18 protein-coding genes and 2 pseudogenes are annotated in these 23621 nt (G+C 58.8%); 10 read left to right on the forward strand and 10 right to left on the reverse strand.

Annotated elements, in window-relative coordinates; all coding sequences use genetic code 11:
• Window positions 1-97: 97 nt before the first annotated feature.
• Complete coding sequence (gene mfd, locus AS136_RS21670; RefSeq protein ID WP_012542229.1) at window positions 98-3544, reverse strand: transcription-repair coupling factor; 3447 nt, start codon at window positions 3542-3544, stop codon at window positions 98-100.
• 39 nt (window positions 3545-3583) lie between these two features.
• On the opposite strand from mfd, the pseudogene AS136_RS28850 reads away from it, so the two are divergent.
• From AS136_RS28850 to AS136_RS21710, 9 genes and pseudogenes are all read left to right on the forward strand, one after another.
• Window positions 3584-3706: pseudogene (locus AS136_RS28850) on the forward strand (hypothetical protein); the annotation flags it as partial.
• A 142-nt stretch (window positions 3707-3848) separates the two neighbouring features.
• Window positions 3849-5048, forward strand: coding sequence for a lipoprotein-releasing ABC transporter permease subunit LolC (lolC, locus tag AS136_RS21675; protein ID WP_074158372.1), 1200 nt, complete (start codon window positions 3849-3851; stop codon window positions 5046-5048).
• Window positions 5041-5742 carry a lipoprotein-releasing ABC transporter ATP-binding protein LolD gene (gene lolD / locus AS136_RS21680; RefSeq protein ID WP_002900798.1) on the forward strand — a complete coding sequence of 234 codons (702 nt, stop codon included), beginning with the start codon at window positions 5041-5043 and terminating at the stop codon, window positions 5740-5742. Before lolC ends, lolD begins: the two co-directional genes overlap by 8 nt.
• Complete coding sequence (lolE, locus tag AS136_RS21685; RefSeq protein WP_012542227.1) at window positions 5742-6986, forward strand: lipoprotein-releasing ABC transporter permease subunit LolE; 1245 nt, start codon at window positions 5742-5744, stop codon at window positions 6984-6986. Before lolD ends, lolE begins: the two co-directional genes overlap by 1 nt.
• A gap of 48 nt (window positions 6987-7034) precedes the next feature.
• Window positions 7035-7946, forward strand: a complete 912-nt coding sequence (gene nagK / locus AS136_RS21690) for an N-acetylglucosamine kinase (protein WP_008806006.1) — start codon at window positions 7035-7037, stop codon at window positions 7944-7946.
• A gap of 14 nt (window positions 7947-7960) precedes the next feature.
• Window positions 7961-8791, forward strand: coding sequence for a Sir2 family NAD+-dependent deacetylase (gene cobB, locus AS136_RS21695; RefSeq protein ID WP_008806007.1), 831 nt, complete (start codon window positions 7961-7963; stop codon window positions 8789-8791).
• Window positions 8792-8881: 90 nt separating this feature from the next.
• Window positions 8882-9226, forward strand: a complete 345-nt coding sequence (locus AS136_RS21700; RefSeq protein ID WP_008806008.1) for a hypothetical protein — start codon at window positions 8882-8884, stop codon at window positions 9224-9226.
• Window positions 9227-9477: 251 nt separating this feature from the next.
• Window positions 9478-11106 carry a long-chain fatty acid--CoA ligase gene (locus AS136_RS21705; protein ID WP_023322319.1) on the forward strand — a complete coding sequence of 543 codons (1629 nt, stop codon included), beginning with the start codon at window positions 9478-9480 and terminating at the stop codon, window positions 11104-11106.
• Window positions 11103-12817 (forward strand): annotated as a pseudogene (locus tag AS136_RS21710) (aldehyde dehydrogenase family protein). The gene AS136_RS21705 and the pseudogene AS136_RS21710 overlap by 4 nt, the downstream one beginning before the upstream one ends.
• Before the next feature lie 11 nt (window positions 12818-12828).
• On the opposite strand, the gene AS136_RS21715 reads toward AS136_RS21710, so the two are convergent.
• From AS136_RS21715 to potA, 6 genes are all read right to left on the reverse strand, one after another.
• The gene (locus tag AS136_RS21715) at window positions 12829-13611 is read right to left on the reverse strand and encodes a TPM domain-containing protein (protein WP_023322321.1); all 783 of its coding nucleotides are present in this window, start codon (window positions 13609-13611) and stop codon (window positions 12829-12831) included.
• Entirely contained in the window at window positions 13608-14069 is a 462-nt protein-coding gene (locus tag AS136_RS21720; RefSeq protein WP_023322322.1) for a DUF3592 domain-containing protein, read from the reverse strand. The genes AS136_RS21715 and AS136_RS21720 overlap by 4 nt, the downstream gene beginning before the upstream one ends.
• A 149-nt stretch (window positions 14070-14218) precedes the next feature.
• Window positions 14219-15265 carry a spermidine/putrescine ABC transporter substrate-binding protein PotD gene (gene potD, locus AS136_RS21725; RefSeq protein ID WP_023297371.1) on the reverse strand — a complete coding sequence of 349 codons (1047 nt, stop codon included), beginning with the start codon at window positions 15263-15265 and terminating at the stop codon, window positions 14219-14221.
• Complete coding sequence (gene potC, locus AS136_RS21730; protein ID WP_012542218.1) at window positions 15262-16047, reverse strand: spermidine/putrescine ABC transporter permease PotC; 786 nt, start codon at window positions 16045-16047, stop codon at window positions 15262-15264. Before potC ends, potD begins: the two co-directional genes overlap by 4 nt.
• A complete protein-coding gene (gene potB, locus AS136_RS21735; RefSeq protein ID WP_063266972.1) occupies window positions 16044-16901 on the reverse strand; it encodes a spermidine/putrescine ABC transporter permease PotB in 858 nt (285 codons plus the stop codon). The genes potC and potB overlap by 4 nt, the downstream gene beginning before the upstream one ends.
• Window positions 16885-18021, reverse strand: coding sequence for a spermidine/putrescine ABC transporter ATP-binding protein PotA (potA, locus tag AS136_RS21740; protein ID WP_063266973.1), 1137 nt, complete (start codon window positions 18019-18021; stop codon window positions 16885-16887). Before potA ends, potB begins: the two co-directional genes overlap by 17 nt.
• A 257-nt stretch (window positions 18022-18278) precedes the next feature.
• Here potA and pepT point away from each other — a divergent pair, with 257 nt between their 5' ends.
• Window positions 18279-19511 (forward strand): peptidase T, encoded by a 1233-nt coding sequence (gene pepT / locus AS136_RS21745; RefSeq protein ID WP_016160629.1) that lies wholly within the window; start codon window positions 18279-18281, stop codon window positions 19509-19511.
• 508 nt (window positions 19512-20019) lie between these two features.
• On the opposite strand, the gene AS136_RS21750 is transcribed toward pepT, so the two are convergent.
• The 3 genes from AS136_RS21750 to phoP form a co-directional block, all read right to left on the reverse strand.
• Window positions 20020-21141: a ribosomal protein uL16 3-hydroxylase gene (locus tag AS136_RS21750; RefSeq protein WP_012542214.1), complete on the reverse strand. Its 1122-nt coding sequence runs from the start codon at window positions 21139-21141 to the stop codon at window positions 20020-20022.
• A gap of 85 nt (window positions 21142-21226) precedes the next feature.
• The gene (gene phoQ, locus AS136_RS21755; protein WP_022065903.1) at window positions 21227-22693 is read right to left on the reverse strand and encodes a two-component system sensor histidine kinase PhoQ; all 1467 of its coding nucleotides are present in this window, start codon (window positions 22691-22693) and stop codon (window positions 21227-21229) included.
• Complete coding sequence (gene phoP, locus AS136_RS21760; protein WP_004150807.1) at window positions 22693-23364, reverse strand: two-component system response regulator PhoP; 672 nt, start codon at window positions 23362-23364, stop codon at window positions 22693-22695. Before phoP ends, phoQ begins: the two co-directional genes overlap by 1 nt.
• Between the last annotated feature and the right edge of the window lie 257 nt (window positions 23365-23621).

The raw sequence follows: 23621 nt of genomic DNA on the forward strand, positions 1-23621 counted from the left end.
TCTGTGTGGGGAAATCCAGGCGGATTGCAAAATGTTTGTAAAGATTGCCAGGTATGTAAGAAGGGAGATACGGCCAGGGGGCCGTATCTCCTGCCAGTCAGGCGACGGCGTTCTCTTCCAGCTGACGCATAAACTGGCGAACCCAGTCCATCCGCGTTTTACGCTCTTCCAGATCCTGCATGAATTTCAGGCGCGTCGGCCCGTCCAGCCGGAAGTGCTGGGGCTGCTTCTGCAGCAGGCCGATCAACCACACCGGATTGACGTTGTTTTTCTCGTTAAATTCAATCACGCCGCCTTTTTCGTTGCTTTCCAGTTTGCGGATCCCCAGTTTCTGCGCCTGCTGACGCAGACGGGCAATATCCAGCAGGTTGCGGGCGGCATCGGGCAGGCGGCCAAAACGATCGATCAGCTCGACTTTGATCTCCTCCAGATCGAGTTCGTTTTTGGCGCTGGCAATGCGCTTATAGAATGACAGTCGCGTATTGACGTCAGGGATGAAATCGTCAGGCAGCAGGGAAGGCATGCGCAGTTCGACCTCCGTCTGCTGGCTGGTGAGATCTTCCAGCGAGGGTTCGCGTCCGGCTTTCAGCGCATCGACTGCGTTCTCCAGCAGCTCCATATACAGAGAGAAGCCGATGGTTTCCATCTGACCGCTCTGATCTTCGCCGAGCAGTTCCCCGGCCCCGCGAATCTCCAGATCGTGGGTCGCCAGCGCAAAGCCGGCGCCGAGATCTTCCAGCGACGCAATGGCTTCAAGGCGCTTTTGCGCATCGGTGGTCATCGCTTTCGGATGCGGCGTCAGCAGCCAGGCATAGGCCTGATGATGCGAACGGCCAACGCGGCCGCGCAGCTGGTGCAGCTGGGCGAGGCCAAAATGGTCGGCGCGTTCGATGATGATGGTGTTGGCGGTGGGAATGTCGATCCCGGTTTCGATGATGGTGGTGCACACCAGCACATTGAAGCGCTGGTGATGGAAGTCATTCATCACCCGCTCCAGTTCGCGCTCCCGCATCTGGCCGTGGCCGATGGCTATCCGCGCCTCCGGCACCAGCTCCGCCAGCTTGTCGGCGGCTTTCTGGATGTTTTCGACGTCATTAAATAGATAGTAGACCTGGCCTCCGCGCAGCGTTTCGCGCAGGATCGCCTCGCGCACCACCAGGGCGTCGTATTCGCGAACGAAGGTCTTCACCGCCAGACGGCGCGCCGGCGGCGTGGCGATGATCGACAGGTCCCGCATCCCGCTCATCGCCATGTTCAGCGTCCGCGGGATCGGCGTGGCGGTGAGGGTCAGGATATCGACATCGGCGCGCATCGCTTTGATGCGCTCTTTATGCCGCACGCCAAACCGGTGCTCTTCGTCGACGATCAGCAGCCCGAGATCGCGCAGCTTCACCTCGCTCTGCAGCAGCTTGTGGGTGCCGATTAAGATATCGATTTTGCCTTCCGCGGCCTGCTCGAGGATCTGCGCCTGCTCTTTAGCGCTGCGGAAGCGGGAGAGCATTTCGATGCGTACCGGCCAGTTGGCGAAACGATCGCGGAAATTGTCATAGTGTTGCTGAGCCAGCAGGGTGGTCGGCACCAGCACCGCCACCTGCTTGTGGTTCTCCACGGCGAGGAAGGCGGCGCGCATAGCCACTTCGGTCTTACCGAAGCCCACATCGCCGCACACCAGGCGGTCCATGGCCAGCGGCTGGCACATATCGCTGAGGACGGCGTTAATCGCCTGCGCCTGATCCGGCGTGGTTTCAAACGGGAAGCCGTCGCAGAACAGCTGATACTGTTCGCGGTCGTGTTTAAAGGCAAAGCCCGCCTTCGCCGCGCGCTGGGCGTAGATATCCAGCAGCTCTGCCGCCACGTCGCGTACTTTCTCAGCCGCTTTTTGTCGCGCCCGGGTCCAGGCATCGCCGCCCAGCTTGTGCAGGGGCGCGTTCTCTTCCGCCCCGCCGGCGTAACGGCTGATAAGATGCAGGGAGGATACCGGAACGTATAGCTTGGCATCGTTGGCGTAGGTCAGCATCAGGTATTCGCCGGTGATGCCGCCGGCTTCCAGGGTGGTCATTCCCGCATAGCGGCCCACGCCGTGCTCCAGGTGGACAACCGGCTGGCCGATATGCAGTTCGGCAAGGTTGCGGATGAGGATGTCAGGGTTGATTGTGCGACGTGAATCCTGCCGACGGCGCGCCACGCGCTCGCCGAGCAGGTCGCTTTCGCAAATCAGCGCCAGGCCGCGCTGACTGTCAATAAACCCGTGTTCGGCGGCGCCAATCATCAGATAGCGGCCATTGCCGGTGGCTTCTTCCAGACGCAGCACGTGTTTTGGCGCAATTTTAATCCGCGCCAGCATTTCGCTCAGCGCTTCACGGCGACCCTCGCTTTCCACGGAGAAGATCACCGGGCCGGTAAAGGACTCGAGGAAGCGGCGCAGATTATCCAGCGGCGCTTTGTTTTGCGCCTGCACCGCGAGATCAGGCAGCGTCTGGTAGCCCAGATTGGTATTCGCCGCTTTGTCCGCCAGGCGCTCGGTTTTCAGCTGTACGCGCGGCCATTTTTTCAGTTCGCCGAACAGCTCATCGCTGCGCAGCCACAGCAGTTCCGGCGGCAGGAGCGGGCGCATCGGATCGACGCCGCGGTTTTCGAAGCGGGCGCGGGCTTCATTCTGGAAACGTTCCGCGCTGGCCTCGAGATCGCCGGTGTTGACGATCAGGGTGCTGGCCGGGAAATAGCTAAATAACGGCGGCAGCGGCTCGCTGAAGAACAGCGGCTGCCAGTATTCGATACCGGCAGGCAGTGTCCCTTTACTGACCTGCTGATAGATATGCTCGGCATCGCGCTTCACCTCAAAACGGTCGCGCCACTGACTGCGGAACAGCTCGATGGCGGTCTGGTCGGTGGGAAACTCGTGCGCCGGCAGCAGGTTAATGGCCGCCACTTCCTCCAGCGTGCGCTGGCTGTCGACGTCGAACAGACGCAGGCTGTCGATTTCATCGTCAAAGAAATCGAGGCGGTAGGGCTGGTCGCTGCCCATCGGGAACAGGTCGAGCAGCGCGCCGCGGGTGGCATATTCGCCGTGCTCCATCACCTGATCGACATGGCGATAGCCGGCGCCCTCCAGCTGATCGCGCAGCGCATCGCGCGACAGGCGCTGGCCCTTTTTCATCACCAGCGCGTGCCCGTGAAGGAAGCTGTGCGGACAGACGCGCTGCATCAGGGTGCTGACCGGGACGATCAGTACGCCGCGCTGCATGGTGGGTAACTGGTAAAGGGTGGCAAGACGGGAGGAGATGATATCCTGGTGCGGCGAGAAGCTGTCGTAGGGGAGCGTTTCCCAGTCAGCCAGCCCCATCACCATGCTGTCGGTGAACTGCCTGATCTCGTCATTCAGACGCAGCGCGTTTTGCATGTCAGGTGCCACCAGCACCACCGGGCCTTTGTGGCGTTCGGCCATCTCTGCCACCAGGGTAGCGCAGGCCGCGCCGGTCAACTCGCCAAGCTGGCGCAGATCACCGGCTTTGGCCGGCAATGAGTATCGATATTGTTCAGGCATAGACGGTTTCATGGTCTCTTGGGGATTCGCTCTGCCGATATGGAGGGCAACTCGCTGATATTCAATAGTGAGATTATCCGCGATTGGTCTGGATTCGCCAACCCGAATTGCCATCAGGTGTTGGTTCAACAAACATCCGGGTTGCGGATAAGCGTAAAGATATATCAGCAAGGTCTTATCTATCCGATTGTATTTGCTTGGTTTTTAGGATTATTGCTAATAAAGTCGTCAGGTATCAGTCATTTACGCTGCTCGTATTCGCTTATATACTCGGGCATCGGCTATCAGCAACCAGATGGATGACATGTACCAACCTGCCGCACTCTTTATCGGCCTGCGCTATATGCGCGGGCGCGCAGCCGACCGCTTCGGTCGATTCGTCTCCTGGCTCTCAACCATCGGCATTACGCTTGGCGTAATGGCGCTGGTGACGGTCCTGTCGGTGATGAACGGCTTTGAACGCGAGCTGCAAAACAATATCCTGGGGCTGATGCCGCAGGCCATTCTTAGCGCCAAACAGGGCTCGGTGAACCCTCAGCAACTGCCGGAGCGCGAGGCGAAACTCCAGGGGGTGACCCGCGTGGCGCCGATCACCACCGGTGACGTCGTCCTGCAGAGCGCGCGCAGCGTGGCGGTCGGGGTTATGCTGGGCATTGATCCGGCGCAGAACGATCCCCTGACTCCGTACCTGGTGAACGTCAAACAGAGCGATCTGCAGGCGGGCAAATATAACGTTATTCTCGGCGAACAGCTGGCGGGCCAACTGGGGGTTAATCGTGGCGATCAAATTCGTGTGATGGTTCCTTCCGCCAGTCAGTTTACGCCAATGGGCCGCGTGCCGAGCCAGCGTCTGTTCACGGTTATCGGCACCTTCGCCGCCAACAGCGAAGTCGATGGTTATCAGATGCTGACCAACATCGACGACGCCTCTCGTTTAATGCGTTATCCGCTGGGGAATACCACCGGCTGGCGCCTGTGGCTGGATAAACCGCTGCAAGTGGATACCCTGAGTCAGCAGACGCTGCCGCCAGGTACCCAGTGGCAGGACTGGCGCGAGCGCAAGGGCGAACTGTTCCAGGCGGTGCGCATGGAGAAAAACATGATGGGCCTGCTGCTGAGCCTGATCGTCGCCGTCGCGGCCTTCAACATTATTACCTCGCTGGGGATGATGGTGATGGAGAAGCAGGGCGAAGTGGCTATCCTGCAAACTCAAGGGCTGACGCCGCGGCAGATCATGGCCGTCTTTATGGTGCAGGGCGCCAGCGCCGGGATCGTCGGCGCGCTGTTGGGAGCCGTGCTTGGCGCGCTGCTCGCCAGCCAGTTGAATAATTTAATGCCAATCATCGGCGCCTTCCTTGACGGCGCGGCGTTGCCGGTGGCGATTGAGCCGCTGCAGGTTATTGTTATCGCCCTGGTGGCGATGGTGCTGGCCTTGTTGTCTACGTTGTACCCTTCCTGGCGCGCTGCCGCCACTCAACCCGCTGAGGCTTTACGTTATGAATAAGATCCTGCTGCAATGCGACAACCTGTGCAAACGCTATCAGGAAGGCAATGTGCAAACCGATGTCCTGCACAATGTCAGCTTCAGCATTGGTGAAGGCGAGATGATGGCCATTGTCGGCACCTCCGGCTCTGGCAAAAGTACGTTGCTGCATCTGCTCGGCGGCCTGGATACGCCCACCTCTGGCGACGTGATTTTCTCCGGCCAGCCGATGAGTAAACTCTCCACCGCCGCGCGCGCCGACCTGCGTAACCGCGAGCTGGGCTTTATCTATCAGTTCCACCATCTGCTGCCGGACTTTAGCGCGCTGGAAAACGTGGCGATGCCGCTGCTGATTGGCAAAAAGAAGCCAGCGGATATTGAACGCCAGGCGAAAGCGATGCTGCAGGCAGTCGGGCTTGAACACCGCAGCCATCACCGTCCGTCGGAGCTCTCCGGCGGTGAACGCCAGCGGGTGGCGATTGCCCGCGCGCTGGTGAATAAACCGCGGCTGGTGCTGGCGGATGAACCGACCGGTAACCTTGATGCTCGCAACGCCGACAGCATCTTCCAGCTGCTGGGCGAACTGAACGTCGCGCAGCGCACCGCGTTTCTGGTGGTGACCCACGACCTTCAGCTGGCGAAACGCATGAGCCGCCAGCTGGAGATGCGTGATGGCCGTCTGACCGCCGACCTGACCCTGATGGGGGCCGAGTAATGGCGTCTCCGTTATCGTTACTGATTGCATTACGTTTCAGCCGTGGACGGCGGCGCGGCGGCATGGTGTCGCTGATCTCGGTGATCTCCACCATCGGCATTGCGCTGGGGGTGGCGGTGCTGATCGTCGGCCTCAGCGCAATGAACGGTTTTGAACGCGAGCTGAACAACCGCGTGCTGGCGGTGGTGCCGCACGGCGAAATCGAACCCGTGAACCAGCCGTGGAATAACTGGCAGGAGGCGCTGGCGAAGGTGCAGAAGGTGAAGGGGATTGTCGCGGCAGCGCCCTATATTAACTTCACCGGCCTGGTGGAGAGCGGCAGCAATATGCGCGCCATCCAGGTGAAAGGGGTCGACCCGCAGCAGGAAACCCGGCTCAGCGCGCTGCCCACCTTTGTGCAGAATAACGCGTGGGCCGGATTCAAGGCCGGCGAACAGCAGGTGATTCTGGGGAAAGGGGTCGCCGATGCGCTGCACGTGAAGCAGGGGGACTGGGTGTCGATCATGATCCCTAACGCCGACGCCGACCATCAACTGCTGCAGCCAAAACGCGTCAGGCTGCATGTGACCGGAATTTTACAGCTGAGCGGCCAGCTCGATCATAGTTTTGCCATGATCCCGATGCAGGATGCGCAGCAGTACCTGGAGATGGGCAGCAGCGTGACCGGCATCGCCATCAAGGTCACCGACGTTTTCCACGCGAACAAGCTGGTGCGCGACGCCGGCGAGGTGACCAACAGCTACGTCTACATCAAGAGCTGGATCGGCACCTATGGCTATATGTATCGCGATATCCAGATGATCCGCGCCATCATGTACCTGGCGATGGTGCTGGTGATCGGCGTGGCCTGCTTTAACATCGTCTCGACGCTGGTGATGGCGGTCAAAGACAAAAGCGGCGATATTGCGGTGCTGCGCACGCTTGGCGCAAAAGACGGCTTAATTCGCGCGATTTTCGTGTGGTATGGTTTATTAGCCGGATCGGTAGGCAGCCTGTTTGGGGTAGTGATCGGCGTGATCTGCGCGTTGAACCTGACGTCAATCATCAACGGCATCGAATACCTGATTGGGCATAAATTCCTCTCCGGCGACATCTATTTTATTGACTTCCTGCCGTCAGAACTGCACTGGCTGGACGTCTTTTATGTGCTGGTGACAGCACTGTTGCTGAGTTTGCTGGCCAGCTGGTATCCCGCCCGCCGCGCCAGCCGCATCGACCCGGCGAGGGTGCTGAGTGGCCAGTAATTTATCGTCATCGTCGGCTTTGCTGACGACACAAGAGGAATTGCTGAAATGTATTATGGATTTGACATTGGCGGCAGCAAGATAGCGCTGGGCGTATTTAATCAGGAGCGGCGACTGCAGTGGGAAAAACGCGTCGCCACGCCGAAAAGCAGTTATGAGGATTTTCTCCAGGCGGTGGAGGCGCTGGTCCGCGAGGCCGATGAGCGCTTCGACCAGCAGGGGTCGGTCGGGATCGGTATTCCGGGGATGCCGGAAACGGCAGACGGCACGCTGTATGCCGCTAACGTGCCAGCCGCCAGCGGCCGGCCGCTGCGCACCGACCTCAGCGCGCGGCTGGGGCGCGATGTGCGCCTCGATAATGACGCCAACTGTTTCGCGCTGTCTGAAGCGTGGGACGATGAGTTTACGCAATACCCGCTGGTGATGGGGCTGATCCTCGGCACCGGCGTGGGCGGCGGCCTGGTGTTGAACGGTAAATCGATTACCGGACATAGCTATATCACCGGCGAGTTCGGCCATATTCGCCTGCCGGTGGATGCCCTGGAGGTGGTCGGGCGCGATTTTCCGCTGCTGCGCTGCGGCTGCGGCCAGCTGGGCTGCATTGAAAATTATCTCTCCGGCCGTGGTTTCGCCTGGCTGTACGAACATTTTTACCAGCAACCGCTCTCCTCGCCGGAGATAGTGGCGCAGTGGCAGCAGCACGATCCGCGCGCCCAGGCGCACGTTGAGCGCTATCTCGATCTGCTGGCGGTGTGTCTGGGGAATATACTGACCATTGTCGACCCGGATTTACTGGTGCTCGGCGGTGGATTATCTAACTTTACGGCCATTAGCGAAGGGCTGGCGCAACGATTGCCGCGCCATCTTCTGCCGGTCGCCAGGGTTCCGCGCATTGAGCGCGCACGCCACGGCGATGCCGGGGGAATGCGCGGTGCGGCCTTCCTTCACCTGACCCATTAATCACAGAGGTAGCTATGCAGTCGCGCCGTTTACATCGATTGAGCCGTTTTCGTCGCAATAAACGTCGGTTGCGTGACCGTCTGCGTCAGCGGATTTTCTTTAGGGAGGACAGGATGAAACCTGAAGCGATGGCAAAACCGAGAGTGGTGGTGTTAACCGGCGCGGGCATCTCGGCAGAGTCGGGGATCAAAACCTTCCGCGCGGCGGATGGCCTGTGGGAAGAGCATCGGGTGGAAGATGTGGCGACGCCGGAAGGCTTCGCCCGCGATCCGGCGCTGGTGCAGGCGTTCTACAACGCCCGTCGTCGCCAGCTGCAGAGCCCGGAGATCGCGCCGAACGCGGCGCATCTGGCGCTGGCGCGTCTGGAAGATCTACTGGGCGACCATTTCCTGCTGGTCACCCAGAATATTGATAATCTGCACGAGCGCGCCGGCAACCGCCGGGTGATCCATATGCATGGCGAGCTGTTGAAGGTGCGCTGTTCGTGGAGCGGCCAGGTGCTGGAGTGGACCGGCGACGTCACCGCTGAGGACAAATGCCACTGTTGCCAGTTCCCGGCGGCGCTGCGTCCGCACGTAGTCTGGTTTGGCGAGATGCCGCTGGGGATGGATGAGATCTACAGCGCGCTGGCCGACGCGGATATTTTTATCGCCATCGGTACCTCCGGCCATGTCTATCCGGCGGCTGGCTTTGTGCACGAGGCGAGGCTGCACGGCGCCCATACCGTTGAACTGAACCTGGAACCCAGCCAGGTGGGCAGCGAGTTTGCCGAGAAGCACTACGGGCTGGCAAGCGAAGTGGTGCCTGCCTTTATCGATAAGCTGCTGCAGGAAAACCCGCTATAAACTGAAGCCGCCTGCCGGTAGCCAGGGCCCTGGCCACTGCTTCCGGCAGCGCTGCTGACAAGGATGAAACGTCATGACAGGAGTCAGACCATGCATAATCCGCTGGTTATCGAAGCGATCATGTTGATCGCGGCCATTATCGTTGGCGTCTGGAGCCAGCGCGCTTTACCACTACACGCCGATAGCCGACCGATCCTCTTCCTGCTGTGTCTGTTCGTCGGCACTGGCAGCGCATTGTGCCTGCTGCTGGATGGCTTAGCCCTGCTGTTCACCGGTCAGGTCGCGACGGGCGGTGTGCGAATATACGGCCCGTTGCTGCTGCTGGTAGTGCTGTGGAAACCTCTCAACGGGATCTCCGGCATCATTGAAGATTTTGTGCAGCGGCGAGCCGAAAAAGGGAAGGGCAAAGGCCAGCGCGACGGTGGACGACGCTGATCGTTTTCCGCTGCGCCACACACGCTATCGCCCGGCCCGCTGCCGGGCGATAGCCGCCCTGAGCAATGACCTGCCTGTTATGATTTCGTCTTTTTCCTCCTGAATCATTTCTTACTCTATTTTGTGCGTGACCGCTGATTTCTGTACGTTTTTTTGTGCAGACCGGCAAATGTAGACCAGATTCAATAGGCGCCCGCACGATCGCGCCGCGCCCCTGTTCCCTGCCGGAAGTCTGTAAAGGAGACCCCGTAATGCCGTCACCGATGATTTATCAGGATCTCACCACTGCCGCGCTGCTCGGCCATGCGGCGCAATATCACAGCGAGACCGAGATTGTCTCGGTGAGTACTGGCGGTGAGCAGGAGCGCAGCAGTTGGGGGGAGGTGGCCAGCCGCGCTCAGCGGCTGGCGTCGGCGCTGGCGTCGCTGGGGCTGCCGCCAGGCGCCCGCTGCGCTACCCTGGCATGGAACAATCGCCGCCACCTGGAGATCTATTTTGCCGTCGCCTCCGGCGGCTGGGTGACACACACTGTCAACCCGCGGCTGTCGGTTGACCATCTGCGGTATATCCTCAACGACGCTGCCGACGAAGTGCTGTTTTTTGACCAGACCTTTCTGCCACTGGTGGCGCAGCTGCTGCCGCAGCTGCCGACGGTGAAACACATCGTGCTGATGGAACCCCGCAGCGAAGCGGCGCTCAGCCAGTTGCCCTCATTGCTGTTTTTTGACGATCTGTTGCAGCAGGGGACAGTAGACTATCGCTGGCCGCAGCTCAATGAACTGACCCCAGCTTCGCTCTGCTACACCTCGGGAACTACCGGCCGGCCGAAAGGGGTGTTGAATACCCATCGTTCGCTGGTCCTGCACGCCCTGAGCGGCAACCAGCCGGACGCCGCCGGCATATCGGCGAAGGACAGCCTGTTGCCGGTGGTGCCGATGTTCCATGTCAACGCGTGGGGGACGCCGTTTATCGCCGCTATGGTCGGCGCGCGGCTGGTGCTGCCGGGGCCGCACCTCGATGGCGACAGCCTGCTGCAGCTGCTGGCCGCCGAGAAGGTAACGGTGGGGTTTGGCGTGCCGGTGATCTGGGCCGGCTTGCTGGCGGCGATGCGCCGGACAGAGGTCCGGCTGCCTGAATTTAAACGTGCACTGGTTGGCGGCTCCGCGCTGCCGCCGTCGATGGCCGAGGCCTTTCAGCGTGATTACGGCATTGAACTGACCCACGCCTGGGGAATGACCGAAACATCGCCTATCGGCACCATCAACACGCCGTTGAGCAAACATGACGCGCTCCCGGCACAGGAGCAGCAAAAGCAGCGCGCCGGTCAGGGGCGGCCCATATTCGGCATCGAACTGCAGGTAGTGGACGTGGATGGCGAACCGTTGCCCCGGGATGGTCAAAGTCAGGGGTATCTGCAGGTCAGAGGGCACTGGGTGGTGGAGCAGTACTATGGTCAGGACGCAAGCGCCCTGACCGCGGGAGGCTGGTTTGATACCGGCGATATCGGTACGCTCGACGCCAATGGTTATCTGGTGATCTGCGATCGGGCAAAGGATATTATCAAGTCCGGTGGCGAGTGGATCTCCACCGTTGAGCTGGAGAATATCGCCATCGCGCATCCGGCGGTGCGCAGCGCGGCGGCCATCGCCGCCCGTCATCCGCGCTGGGACGAGCGGCCGGTGCTGCTGTGCGTTCGCGCGGAAGGGGGCGAAGTGGAAGAGACCGATCTGCTGACCTGGTTTGAGACGCGGGTGCCAAAGTGGCAGATCCCGGACCGGGTGATATTTGTCGACGCGCTACCGGTCAGCGCCACGGGTAAGGTGCTCAAAAATCAACTGCGCCAGGCCTATGGAGAGATTTTAATGAGTGAGGGAAAATGAGCCATGCGCGACCCGGTCTGACGACCTGCTCTCAGTATGATGCTGCACTGCACGCCTTGTCGGCGGCGCGCCAGCGTTGGGCGGAAACCTCGGTGAACCGTCGTCTGGCGCTGTTGCGTCAGATCAAGGATGCCCTGGCCGGCGTTGCCCCGGCGTGGGTGGCCGCGGCGGCGGTGGCCAAAGGGCTGCCGGCGGGCGATCCGCTGGCGGGGGAGGAGTGGCTGGCGGGCCCCTGCGCGCTAATGGTCGGCTGCAACGGGCTCATCGCCACCCTGGAGCAGCTGGAAGAGAAGACCTTTCTGCGGCGGATCCCGCTGCGGACGCTGGCGGACGGCCGCCTGGCGCTGCGGGTGGTGCCCGGCACGCTCTGGGATCGTCTGGTGTTCGCGCTGAGATATGGATGCAGCCAGGCGTCACCCGGGCCCATCTCGACCGCTATGCGGCGCGGGCATACGACATCCCGCCGGCCGCGCGGCAGGGCAAGCTGGCGCTGGTGCTTGGCGCCGGCAATGTGGCCTCGATTGCGCCACTGGATGTGCTACACAAGCTGTTTATTGAAAATCAGGTCTGCCTGCTGAAGCTCAACCCGGTGAATGATTATCTGCACGATCTGCTGGCCCAGGCCCTGGCACCGCTGATTGCCATGGATGCGCTCCGCATCGTCACCGGCGACGCCCAGGCGGGAGCATGGCTGACCAGCCATCCCGCTGTCGATGAGATCCATATCACCGGCTCTCGCGAGACCCATGACGTCATCGTCTGGGGCGACGGTGAAGCGGCTCGCCAGCGTCGGGCCGCCGGGACGCCGCTGAACCCGCGTCGGGTGACTTCGGAGCTGGGCGGCGTCAGCCCTACCATTATCGTACCCGGGCCGTGGAGCGAGGCGGATATTGCGTTTCAGGCGCAGCAGCTGGCGACGCAGAAGATGAACAACGGCGGGTTTAACTGCGTGGCCAGCCAGGTGCTGATCCTGCAGCAGGGCTGGGAGCCAGCGACGGGCTTGCTGAATCAGCTGTACCGACTGATCGCCGCGAATACCCGCCCGGACTACTACCCCGGCGCTGAAAAACGGCTGACCGACTTTCGCCTGCGCGCCCGCCAGCCGCTGGAGATAGCGCGCGGCGACGCGCTGCCGTTGATTGTGGCGAACACCGACGATGACCCGGCGCTCTGTCAGCAGGAGGTCTTTGGCCCGGGGCTGTCGGTCACTCGTCTTGAGGCCGACAGTGCGGAAAGTTTTCTGCGCCAGGCGATCGGCTATGCGAATCAGCGGCTGCAGGGCACGCTGGGGGCCAATATTGTGATCCATCCGCGCACCCGCAAAGCGATTGGACGTAAGCGTTTTAACGCGTTAATCGCTGAGCTGCGCTACGGCACGGTGGCGATCAACTGCTGGAGCGGGGTGGCCTTCCTGTTGGCCCCTTGCCCATGGGGCGCGTTTCCCGGCCACACGCTCGACGATATTCAGAGCGGGCGGGGCAAGGTGCATAACAGCTTTATGCTGGAGAAAACCGAGCGCACGGTGATTGAGGCGCCGTTTCGGCCGTTTCCGCGCAGTCTGTGGCATGGCGAACTGACGCTGATGCCCCTGCCGCCCTGGTTTATTACCCACCGGGGTCAGGAAGCGGTGGCGCAGAAGCTGGTGGATTTTTATCATCGGCCGCGCTGGTGCAAGCTGCCGGCGATCCTCTGGCGCGCGCTGAGGGGCTAAGTGTCGAATTCTTATCTTCGCTTTCGCGTCCAGAGTAAGGTGGCCAGAAATGTGCAAACTCCGATGATTGTGGCCCACAGCGGAGCGACTCGGTTTAAAGTGTGGCCGCCTGAGCCAAAGTACAGGCACAATGCCTGATAACATAAGTTGCCGCAGGCCATGGCGAACGCAAATTTCAGGGCATAACGCAGGCGGGTGGTGTAACGAAATATCCAGGTGCAGCACATAAACGCCAATACCCAGAGGAGAAAGCCCAGAGGATGGCCCGGGAAACCGTCCTGATAGGGATTATCCGATGATGCATACCAGGTTAGCGGTGGCGTAGGCTGTTGTAGTAATGCCGCTTGTAATACGTCCAGCGCAGTGTTGATTCCCTGGAACCACAGGCCATGCTGTAGATAAGCGCTGGTATGGTTTACGATAACGGTCAAAGCGCGGCTGGCTTTGAGGTGAGGCTGGAGCGCAGAGGAGCTGAGCAGAGATATCTGCTGGCTATCAGAAGTGACGATCAGCAGTATACTGTTGCGATTCATACCGGTGAGGGTATGAGTGACTGTCTGAAGTTCAGCATTATTTGCCGGGATAATATTTTCCTGGCGGGTGAACAAAATGTAAATTGTGATCCCCGTTTTCTGTTGAAAGCGTTCAGCGCGATCGATGATATCTTTTTTTCCCGTTAGTAGCCCTGTGGTATCAGTGACAGATCCCGTGAGAGAGGGGAAGGGAGCTGCATAAGTTGGATGAATAAATATAAAAGTACATAGGTAAATTAGCAGGGAAAAGGTATTTTTCATTGCATAATCCTCTGTCCTTTTGCGGAGGATGGACGGATAAGCAAACTGGCCCCTGAAAAGGCGAGTCCAATAATACCGATAATGCCCCACTTAAAAAAATTAATCCATATATTGTATATTTTGGCTTCGTATGGTTTTCCTGGTGGATAAATAACGTCAACCGTAGTGCCTTCACTTTTTTCATACAACGAACTGCTGGTTTTTGATGTGAAAATGAGTGTAACCTCGTTGGAAGGGCGGAAAGCAACGACGGGAAACCATGACTTTGCATTACGGGATACACTATTGCGTCGATATGGGTTGGGTTTACGCTGCTGGGCATCGACGATAATGCCAGTGGTATGTATTACGTTGCCCATTGAATGGCGTTGGTAATAATAAATAACGGCAGAAATAAATATCATGACCAAGCCAAGGCTGAGAAAGATATTATAAAGCGTGCGATCATTTTTTTTCATGCGTATCAGTCCTTGTTACACATATGAATTTTGATTATTGAAAGCGCGTGATACCAGCAATTGGCTTCTGTTTAGAAATTTTAAAGAAAGGATAGATTAGCAAAAATAGGTTAGCCGGGTAAACAACGTTTACCCGGCTAATAAGAAACTTAGCGGCCCGCTTTCAGCTTCTGGTAATACTCTTCATAAATGGCGCTGGCGCTGCCAACGTCATTCTGCCATTCGCCTTTCTCAATGGTCGCAGCGTCCGGATAGAGCGATTTATCGTTGGCCACTGCCGGGCTGAGCATTTTGCGCGCCGCTAGGTTTGGCGTGGGGTAGCCGATGGTTTCCGCGACCTGTTTGGCGACATCCGGGCGCAGCAGGAAGTTAATCAGCTTCAGCGCGCCGTCGACGTTTTTGGCATTCGCCGGGATCGACAGGCTGTCCATCCAGAAGATGCCGCCTTCTTTCGGCCAGATCACCTCCAGCGGGGTACCGGCCTGGCGTGCGACGTAAGCCGAGCCGTTCCATACCATCCCGAGGTTCACTTCGCCTTCCATATACGGGTTCGCCGGGTTATCGGAGTTAAACGCCGCGACGTTAGGCATTAACTTTTTCAGCTCGTTATAGGCGGCTTCAATCTCTTTCGGGTCGGTGGTGTTGCCGGAATAGCCCAGCTTACGCAGCGCCATCTGGAACACTTCGCGCGCGTCGTCGGTCAGCAGCAGGCTGCTTTTGTATTCCGACTTCCACAGGTCGGCCCAGCTGGTGATGGTTTTCGGATCAATCGCATCGCTGTTGACGCCGATAGCCGTCGCCCCCCAGATATAGGGAATGGAGTAGTCGTTATTCGGATCGAACGGTTTGTTCAGCATCTGCGGATCGAGGTTGCTGAAGTTAGTCAGCTTGCTCTTATCGATCTTCTGCAGCATGCCTTCTTTGCGCATCTTGTCGACGAAGTAGGTCGACGGGACGACCAGGTCGTACGCGCCGTCTTTATAGGTCTTGAGCTTGGCGTACATAGTTTCGTTCGACTCGTAGGTCGAATAGATGACCTTGATGCCGGTCTCTTTGGTGAACTGCTCCAGCAGGCCCGGCGGTACGTATTCGGTCCAGTTATAAAAATAGAGCGTTTTGCTATCGTCCGCGTGTGCGGCGCTCATGCCGATTGCCAGAGCGCCGGCTGCGAGCAGGTGGCGTGACCATTTTTTCATTTTAACGTCCCCTGAGTTTTATCACGTGCAATTAACTGACTGGCGATGACCATCACCAGCGACAGAACCAACAGAATCGTGGCCAGGGCGTTCACCTCAGGCGAAACGCCAACCTTGACCATCGAATAGATCTTCAGCGGCAGAATTTCATATCCCGGACCGGTCACGAACGAAGAGACCACCACGTCATCCATCGACAACGTGAAGCTCAGCAACCACCCGGCGGCGACCGCCGGCAGGGCCAGCGGCAGGATGATTTTGCGCAGGATGGTCATCTCGCTGGCACCCAGATCTTTCGCCGCCTCCAGCATCCGCACATCAAAGCCTTTCAGCCGGGAGTAAACGGTGACCACCACAAACGGCAGGCAGAAGGTGATATGCGAAAACAGCAGCGACCAGAAACCAAGCTGAATACCGATCAGCATAAACAGCACCAGCAGGGAGATGGCCATGACAATATCGGGCGACATCATCACCACAAACAGCATGCCGCTAACGAACGGCTTGCCGCGAAAGCGGTAGCGGTACAGCGCCACGGCGGTCAGCGAGCCGATAAGGGTGGCGAAGGTTGCCGACAGCACCGCCATGGTCAGGGAATGCTGGGCGGCCTGCAGCAGGCTATCGTTGTTCATCAGCAGGCTATACCAGTCGGTGGTGAACCCCTGCCAGTTGATACCAAAGCGCGACCGGTTAAACGAGTTAACGATCAGAATAATAATAGGGATGTAGAGATACGCGTAGATGGCGGTCATAAAGCCGCCGCGCAGCAGTCGACCGATCATTCCAGCTCCACCTTTTTATTCAGCAGGCGCGCCGCGCGCCAGTAAATCAACAGCATCAGGCCCATCACCAGGGTTAAGGTAATGCTGGTTGCCGCGCCGAACGGCCAGTCGCGAATATTCAGGAACTGACTCTTGATCACGTTGCCGATCAGCAGGTTCTTGGCGCCGCCCATCAGGTCGGAAACGTAGAACAGCCCCATCGCCGGCAACATCACCAGCAGACAGCCGGCGATGATCCCCGGCATGGTCAGCGGGATGATAATGCGGATAAAGGTCTGCAGCTTGCTGGCGCCGAGATCTTTCGCCGCTTCCAGCAGCGGGCGATCCAGTTTCTCAATGCTGGGGTAGAGCGGCATCACCATAAACGGCAGCAGGATATATACCAGGCCGATAATCACCGCCGAGGGGGTGAACATAATGCGTATCGGCGTGTCGATCACCCCTAACCACAGCAGGAATTCGTTCAGATAGCCTTTGGTACTGAGGAAAATCTTCAGCCCGTAAATACGGATCAACGAGTTGGTCCAGAAGGGAACGATCAGCAGGAACAGCAGCAGGGGGCGTACCTTCTGCGGCAGCCGGGCGAGGAACCACGCAAACGGGTAGCCCAGCGCCAGGCAGGCGAGGGTCGCCAGCAGCGCCATGTTCAGCGAATGCAGCAGCACGTCGTAGTAGAGCGGATCCAGCAGCCGCGAGTAGTTGTCCAGCGTGAAGACCAGCTTGACGAAGTTGGCGTCGTCGCGGGTCAGAAAGCTGGTGGCGATGATCATCAGGTTGGGCAGGAAGACAAACAGCACCAGCCAACCGACGATGGTGGCGATCACCACATTCTGGAATTTACTGGAGTTCTTCATCGGCCAGCACCACCTCCCAGCTCTCCACCCAATTGATAGACATTTTCTGGTCAAGAGAGTGGTCGAAATCCGGGTCGTCTTCGTTAAAGAACTCGCTGACCATCACCATTTTGCCGTTTTCCAGCTCGACCACCGACTCAAGGGTCATCCCCTTATAGTTACGCTCTCGCACATAGCCGATCAGGCCGTCGGCGTCGCTGTTGTGGTGGATCTCATCGACGCGCAGATCTTCCGGGCGCAGCAGGACGTGCAGACGCTGGCCGGCCTCCACGGCAAAATTGACGGTGATGTTGCACTCCCGTCCTTCGACGTTGGCACGCACGCGCTGCTCGTCGAGGCGCTCGATCACGGTGGCGTCGAAGATATTGATCTCGCCGATAAAGCTGGCGACGAACAGGTTTTTCGGCTCTTCGTAGATCTCTCGCGGGGTGCCGTCCTGTTCGATTTCGCCATCGCGCATGACCACGATGCGATCGGACATGGTCAGGGCCTCTTCCTGATCGTGGGTCACGAAGACGAAGGTGATCCCGAGCTTACGCTGCAGCGCTTTCAGTTCGTTCTGCATCTGCTTGCGCAACTTGTAATCCAGCGCCGAAAGGGATTCATCGAGCAGCAGCAGGCGCGGTTTGTTAACCACCGCGCGGGCGATGGCCACGCGCTGCTGCTGGCCGCCGGAGAGCTGGTGCGGTTTGCGCTGGGCAAAGTCTTCCAGCTGTACCATCTTTAAGGCATCCAGAACCCGCGGGGTGATTTCCGCCGCCGGAGTTTTCTGCATCCGCAGGCCAAAGGCGACGTTCTCGAATACCGTCATATGCGGAAACAGGGCGTAGCTTTGAAAGACGGTATTGACGTGGCGGTTTTCCGCCGGGACATGGGTGATATCGTGATCTTCGAGATGGATCCGTCCGCTGTCGACGTTTTCCAGGCCGGCGATAAGGCGCAGAACGGTGGTTTTACCGCAGCCAGAGGGGCCAAGCAGGGTGAGAAACTCACCATTGTTGATGGTCAGGTTAAGGTTATCGATGACCGTTTTACCATCAAAGCTCTTGCGAATTCCCGCCAGTTGCACCAGCGGCGAACGCGAACGCGGTTGTATATTCAATTTTTGACTCTGTCCCATGTAGACGCAACGGAAACTTCCGACCGCTGCGGGGTTTGTGATTAACCACCTTTGGGGTTGCACGTTTTTAATAAGGGCCAGCATTCTACGGCAAACGAGGGTAATCGCCAATCCTTGATACGCCTGCATAGTCTACCTTTACACCATAACGTCGGTTCCGTTATTAAATTTCGCTTTACGGGCTAAGAATGACCTGACGCAATATTTGTCTTTTCTGGCTTATGAATAATGTTGTCACAAAAGAAGAGGGTGGCTACATGGATAAATTGCTTGAGCGTTTTTTGCAGTACGTTTCTTTGGACACGCAGTCGAAGCCTGGCGTTCGTCAGGTCCCCAGCACGGAAGGGCAGTGGAAGCTGTTACGCCTGTTGCAGGCGCAGCTGGAAGAAATGGGACTGATCAAGGTAACGCTGAGTGAAAAAGGGACGGTAATGGGAACCCTGCCCGCCAACGTGGAGGGCGATATCCCGGCCATCGGCTTTATCTCTCACGTCGATACTTCCCCGGATTTCAGCGGTAAAAACGTTAATCCGCAGATTGTCGAAAACTATCGCGGCGGCGATATCGCGCTGGGCATCGGCGATGAGGTGCTCTCCCCGGTGATGTTCCCGGTTCTGCATCAGCTTTTGGGGCAGACGCTGATCACCACCGACGGGAAAACGCTGCTGGGGGCGGACGACAAGGCCGGCATCGCCGAGATCATGACCGCGCTGGCGACCCTGCAGGCGAAAAACATCCCTCATGGCGATATCCGCGTGGCCTTCACCCCCGATGAAGAGGTCGGAAAAGGGGCGAAGCATTTCGATGTCGAGGCCTTTGATGCCCGCTGGGCCTATACCGTCGACGGTGGTGGCGTGGGGGAACTGGAGTTTGAAAACTTCAACGCCGCCTCGGTGACCATTAAGATTGTCGGCAATAACGTGCATCCCGGCACCGCAAAAGGGGTGATGGTCAACGCGCTGTCGCTGGCCGCGCGCATTCATGCTGAAGTGCCAGCCGACGAGGCGCCGGAGACCACCGAAGGTTATGAAGGCTTTTATCACCTCACCAGCATCAAAGGCAGCGTGGATCGGGCCGAGATGCACTACATCATCCGCGATTTTGACCGCAAGCACTTTGAGGCGCGTAAACGCAAGATGATGGAGATCGCCAAAAAGGTCGGCAAGGGGCTGCACCCGGACTGCTATATCGAGCTGGTGATCGAGGATAGTTATTACAACATGCATGAGCAGGTGATCGCCCATCCGCACGTGGTCGATATTGCCCGCCAGGCGATGGTGGACTGCGATATTGAACCGCAGATGAAGCCGATCCGCGGCGGCACCGACGGCGCGCAGCTCTCGTTTATGGGACTGCCGTGCCCGAACCTGTTTACCGGCGGCTACAACTATCACGGCAAACATGAGTTTGTCACCCTGGAAGGGATGGAGAAGGCGGTGCAGGTGATCGTGCGTATCGCCGAGCTGACGGCAACACGAAAAGGGAAATAGCCTTCGCAACCAGGCCGGTCATTCTGCTTGTCGCACAAGATGCCGGATGGCGGCTTCGCCTTATCCGGCCTACGACTCGTGCGATCTGATGCTAATTTACCCACTTGCGCGACTGAAACTGCCGGTGTTGGCGGCCTCAAAATCGCTGAGACGTTCCCGGAAGGCAGGGGCAGCCCGCATGGATGCGGGCTGAGGGCCGTGTTTTGCACGGACGCTGCCTCGGCCCGACCCGAAGCCTGCAGGGATAAGTCGAAGGCACCACGAAGTGGCGATTTTGCTGGCCGGAGCCCGGGGGTACAGGGGGCGGCGGCGACTGGCCGCCCCCTGTGCGCTCCCTACTTCATGAGTAACATAACGCAGAATACATATTGGGAGCGCAATCTGCTCGGAAATAACACAGAACAAACGTTTTTCCCGGGTCGAAACCGTTGCAAACCGATACAGGAGCTACGGAAATCGTGCTGTTTGTAGGCCCGGCAAGCGCAGCGCCGCCGGGCAGGATGATGGCTCAGTCGCCAAAGAACCAGTAGCCGCTGTTGACCAACGCTGCCAGCATGGCGAGGAAAGAAGGATCTTCCAGCGCATCGCCAAAATGGTCGGCGCGCAGCGTCAGATGGGTGGCTAAGGCGTCCAGCGCCGGGCGGTGCGGGGAGTTGATCTTCTCGCCATTGACGAACACCTCGCCGTCAATGCGCAGCACCCGCAGGCCGCCCAGGCGTTCCAGCGTGTCGCCCTGCTGCAGAGCATCGTAAATTTCATCTGGCTGATACGGCGGCTCCGGCGGTGCGACGTCGAGCTCATGACGTGACTGGGTGATAAACTCGCCGAACCACTGCTTAAAGTGCTCCGGTTGGTTAATCAGACCCAGCATCATCTCGCGCAGGCGGTCGAGTTCGACGGGTAAAATATCCGCCGGATGGTCGCGCGACGGCACGTCCGGATCGGCGTAGCGCTGGCTGCCCAGTTCGCGCTGGAGAACGTAGTCGGCAAAGCCGCTGAACAGCTCGCGGGCATTCGGCGCGCGATAGCCGACCGAATAGTTGAGCGAATTTTCCAGTGAGTACCCCTCATGCGGGAATCCTGGCGGAATATAGAGAATATCGCCCGGCTCCATCTCTTCATCGATGATCGCCTCGAAGGGGTCAACCTGCAGCAGGTCCGGATGCGGGCAGTGCTGTTTCATCGGCACCTTTTCCCCGACGCGCCAGCGCCGACGGCCGGTGCCCTGAATGATAAACACATCATACTGATCCAGATGCGGACCGACGCCGCCCCCGGGTACCGAGAAGGAGATCATCAGATCGTCGATACGCCAGTCCGGCAGAGCGCGGAACGGATGCATCAGCGCCGCTGAGGGTTCATGCCAGTGGTTAACCGCCTGCACCAGCAGGGACCAGTTGTTTTCACTCAGGTGATCGTAGCTTTCGAAGGGACCGTGACTGACCTGCCATTTTCCATCCTGATGGCTGACAAGGCGGCTATCGACCTCGCTCTCCATGGCCAGTCCAGCCAGTTCGTCCGGGCTTAGGGGGTCGATAAAATTGGCGAAGCCGCGCTTCAGTACCACCGGCCGTTTTTGCCAGTAGCGTTCGATAAAGTCGGGCCAGTTAAGCGTTAATTGATAATCCATATTGATATTCCACTGCAGGTGTCTGACAGGGATTATAACGGATGCGGCGCCCCGGCGATGCAGGCGCCGTTAAAAAACTCAATGATTAACCCTGTTTATCTTCCATCAGCTGGCGGCCAAACACCACCTCCATGCAGGCGCCGCCGAGCAGGCTTTCGCTGGCGATAATCTCCCCGTCATATTGCTCGACGATTTCGCGGGCGACGGAGAGCCCCACGCCCTGGCCGGGACGCAGCGTATCTGCCCGCTGGCCGCGGTCGAAGACGGCGCGGCGCTGGCTCTGCGGGATCCCCGGGCCATCGTCTTCCACCAGAATATGCAGATGGCTGTCGGTGGTTTGGCGCACGGAAACCTCCACGAACTCCAGACAGTACTTACAGGCGTTATCGAGAACGTTACCCATCACTTCCATAAAATCGTTCTGCTCGCCGACAAAAGTGATCTCCGGCGAGATGTCGAGCGAGATATTGACCCCTTTGCGCTGATAGACCTTGTTGAGAGCGGAGGTCAGGCTGTCAAGCAGGGGGGCGATCGGATGCAGCTCCCGGCTCAACAGGGTGCCGCCGCTGCGCATGCTGGCGCGATGCAGATAGTAACCAATCTGCTGCGAGATGCGGCTTATCTGCTCCAGCATCACCGGCTCCGCCTCGTCGACGCTGATCTTCTCGCCGCGTAGCGAGCGCAGGGTGCTCTGCATCACCGCCAGCGGCGTTTTCAGGCTGTGGGTGAGATCGGTGAGGGTGGTGCGGTATTTGTCATAGCGTTCACGCTCGCTGCGAACCAGGCGGTTAAGGTTGCTGACCAGCCGGGTCAGCTCACGGGTGGTGTTGGGATTGAGCTTTTCGCGGTGGTGCTCCTCCAGCTCACGTACCTCTTTCGCCAGCGACTCGATAGGCCGCAGGCTCCACCATGCGGCGACCCACAGCAGGGGGATCACCAGCAGCAGGTTGGCGGCCAGCACGTAGATAAACCAGCTCCACACCATATAGCTGCGCTTGAGCTCCACCGGAATGGTATCGACCACCACAATGCTGAGCTGGGGCATTTTGCTGGTGGCCGGATAGAGGTTGATCGCCACCGAGTGGGTCATCTCCGAATCGTCGCCCTGCTCGCGGATGGCGTCCAGCTGTTCCTGAATCTCGTGGTTGTTGCGCAGCAGCATGCTGCTGCTGTCGACATCGGCTTCGATCTCATGGAAACCATTGCGCTTCAGCCATTCCGGTTGAATGCGTTTCGCCAGCCAGGGGACATCGCGCTGTGCCCACAGCAGTTTACCCTTCTCATCGTAGATAAGGGTCACCGTCGGGCTTTCCATATTCAGGTTTTCCGGGATATCGACGTCAATAGCGCCGTTCTCCCATTTCGCCAGCATATAAAAGAGATTGCTCTCGCCGCGCAGCAGGCGGAAGGTGGTTTTATCAAAGCTGACGCTGTAGCCCACCAGCGCCACCATGCCATAGGCCAGGGAGAGCACCAGTACGACCCCGGCGGTCGCCAGCAGGAAGCGAACCCGTAATGACAGGGGGAAGATATGCCGCAACAGTCCCTTCATCAGCGCAGTTCGAACAGATACCCCTGGCCGCGCACCGTGGTGATGACGTCCTGTGGGTATTCAGCCTGAATTTTCTTGCGCAGCCGGCCCATCAGTACGTCAATGGTATGGCTTTCGCGCAGTTCGGCATCCGGGTAAAGCTGGAGCATCAGGGAATCTTTGCTGACCACTTTGCCGCGGTTACGGATCAAGGTTTCCATTATGGTGTATTCAAAGGCCGTCAGCTTGATCGGCTGGTCATTCACCGACAGCTCGCGCCGGGAGAGGTCGACCTGGAACGGCGGCAGGGAGATCACCTGCGAGGCCAGGCCGCTGTTGCGGCGCAGCAGCGCCTGCATGCGGGCGGCAACCTCTTCAATATGGAATGGCTTGGTGACGTAATCATCCGCCCCGGCGCTCAGCACTTCCACTTTATCCTGCCATCCTTCGCGGGCGGTCAGCACCAGCACCGGCAGCGACACATCGTGGCTGCGCCAGCGGCGGATCAGCGATAGTCCGTCTTCATCCGGCAGGCCGAGGTCGACGATGGCGATATCCGGGAGATGTTCGCCCAGATAGTAGTCCGCTTCCCTGGCATCTTCCGCCGCATCGACCTGATGGCCCAGCTCCTGCAGCTGAACTTTGAGGTGGTGACGCAGCAAGGCGTTATCCTCAACCACGAGTACGCGCATGACTGTTCTCCCTTCCTGTGTTGATAGTAATCTGACGCTCATTATATACGCAAAATATAAACAGCTGTTAAATAAAGCTTTTTATACCAACGGCGCATAACACCGCCAGGCAGGCCAGCCTTCGGCGATGCCCTTTGCGCATAGTGCATGGAACTCCTTCATTCTATGCGTAATTTCAGCAAACGCCCAGCGGCAGAGCGCGGGCAGTGCGCGGGTTGGTGATGTTAATTTTTTGTGTAATAGTGCTGGGATCACCT

The organism is Klebsiella sp. D5A, from assembly GCF_001620885.1.
Taxonomy (GTDB): Bacteria; Pseudomonadota; Gammaproteobacteria; order Enterobacterales; family Enterobacteriaceae; genus Klebsiella; species Klebsiella variicola.

Bases quoted from the DNA above. Each gene is read 5' to 3' on its own strand.
- mfd (WP_012542229.1), bottom strand. From the start codon at position 3,544: ATGCCTGAACAATATCGATACTCATTGCCGGCCAAAGCCGGTGATCTG.
- lolC (WP_074158372.1), top strand. From the start codon at position 3,849: ATGTACCAACCTGCCGCACTCTTTATCGGCCTGCGCTATATGCGCGGG.
- lolD (WP_002900798.1), top strand. From the start codon at position 5,041: ATGAATAAGATCCTGCTGCAATGCGACAACCTGTGCAAACGCTATCAG.
- lolE (WP_012542227.1), top strand. From the start codon at position 5,742: ATGGCGTCTCCGTTATCGTTACTGATTGCATTACGTTTCAGCCGTGGA.
- nagK (WP_008806006.1), top strand. From the start codon at position 7,035: ATGTATTATGGATTTGACATTGGCGGCAGCAAGATAGCGCTGGGCGTA.
- cobB (WP_008806007.1), top strand. From the start codon at position 7,961: ATGCAGTCGCGCCGTTTACATCGATTGAGCCGTTTTCGTCGCAATAAA.
- AS136_RS21700 (WP_008806008.1), top strand. From the start codon at position 8,882: ATGCATAATCCGCTGGTTATCGAAGCGATCATGTTGATCGCGGCCATT.
- AS136_RS21705 (WP_023322319.1), top strand. From the start codon at position 9,478: ATGCCGTCACCGATGATTTATCAGGATCTCACCACTGCCGCGCTGCTC.
- AS136_RS21715 (WP_023322321.1), bottom strand. From the start codon at position 13,611: ATGAAAAATACCTTTTCCCTGCTAATTTACCTATGTACTTTTATATTT.
- AS136_RS21720 (WP_023322322.1), bottom strand. From the start codon at position 14,069: ATGAAAAAAAATGATCGCACGCTTTATAATATCTTTCTCAGCCTTGGC.
- potD (WP_023297371.1), bottom strand. From the start codon at position 15,265: ATGAAAAAATGGTCACGCCACCTGCTCGCAGCCGGCGCTCTGGCAATC.
- potC (WP_012542218.1), bottom strand. From the start codon at position 16,047: ATGATCGGTCGACTGCTGCGCGGCGGCTTTATGACCGCCATCTACGCG.
- potB (WP_063266972.1), bottom strand. From the start codon at position 16,901: ATGAAGAACTCCAGTAAATTCCAGAATGTGGTGATCGCCACCATCGTC.
- potA (WP_063266973.1), bottom strand. From the start codon at position 18,021: ATGGGACAGAGTCAAAAATTGAATATACAACCGCGTTCGCGTTCGCCG.
- pepT (WP_016160629.1), top strand. From the start codon at position 18,279: ATGGATAAATTGCTTGAGCGTTTTTTGCAGTACGTTTCTTTGGACACG.
- AS136_RS21750 (WP_012542214.1), bottom strand. From the start codon at position 21,141: ATGGATTATCAATTAACGCTTAACTGGCCCGACTTTATCGAACGCTAC.
- phoQ (WP_022065903.1), bottom strand. From the start codon at position 22,693: ATGAAGGGACTGTTGCGGCATATCTTCCCCCTGTCATTACGGGTTCGC.
- phoP (WP_004150807.1), bottom strand. From the start codon at position 23,364: ATGCGCGTACTCGTGGTTGAGGATAACGCCTTGCTGCGTCACCACCTC.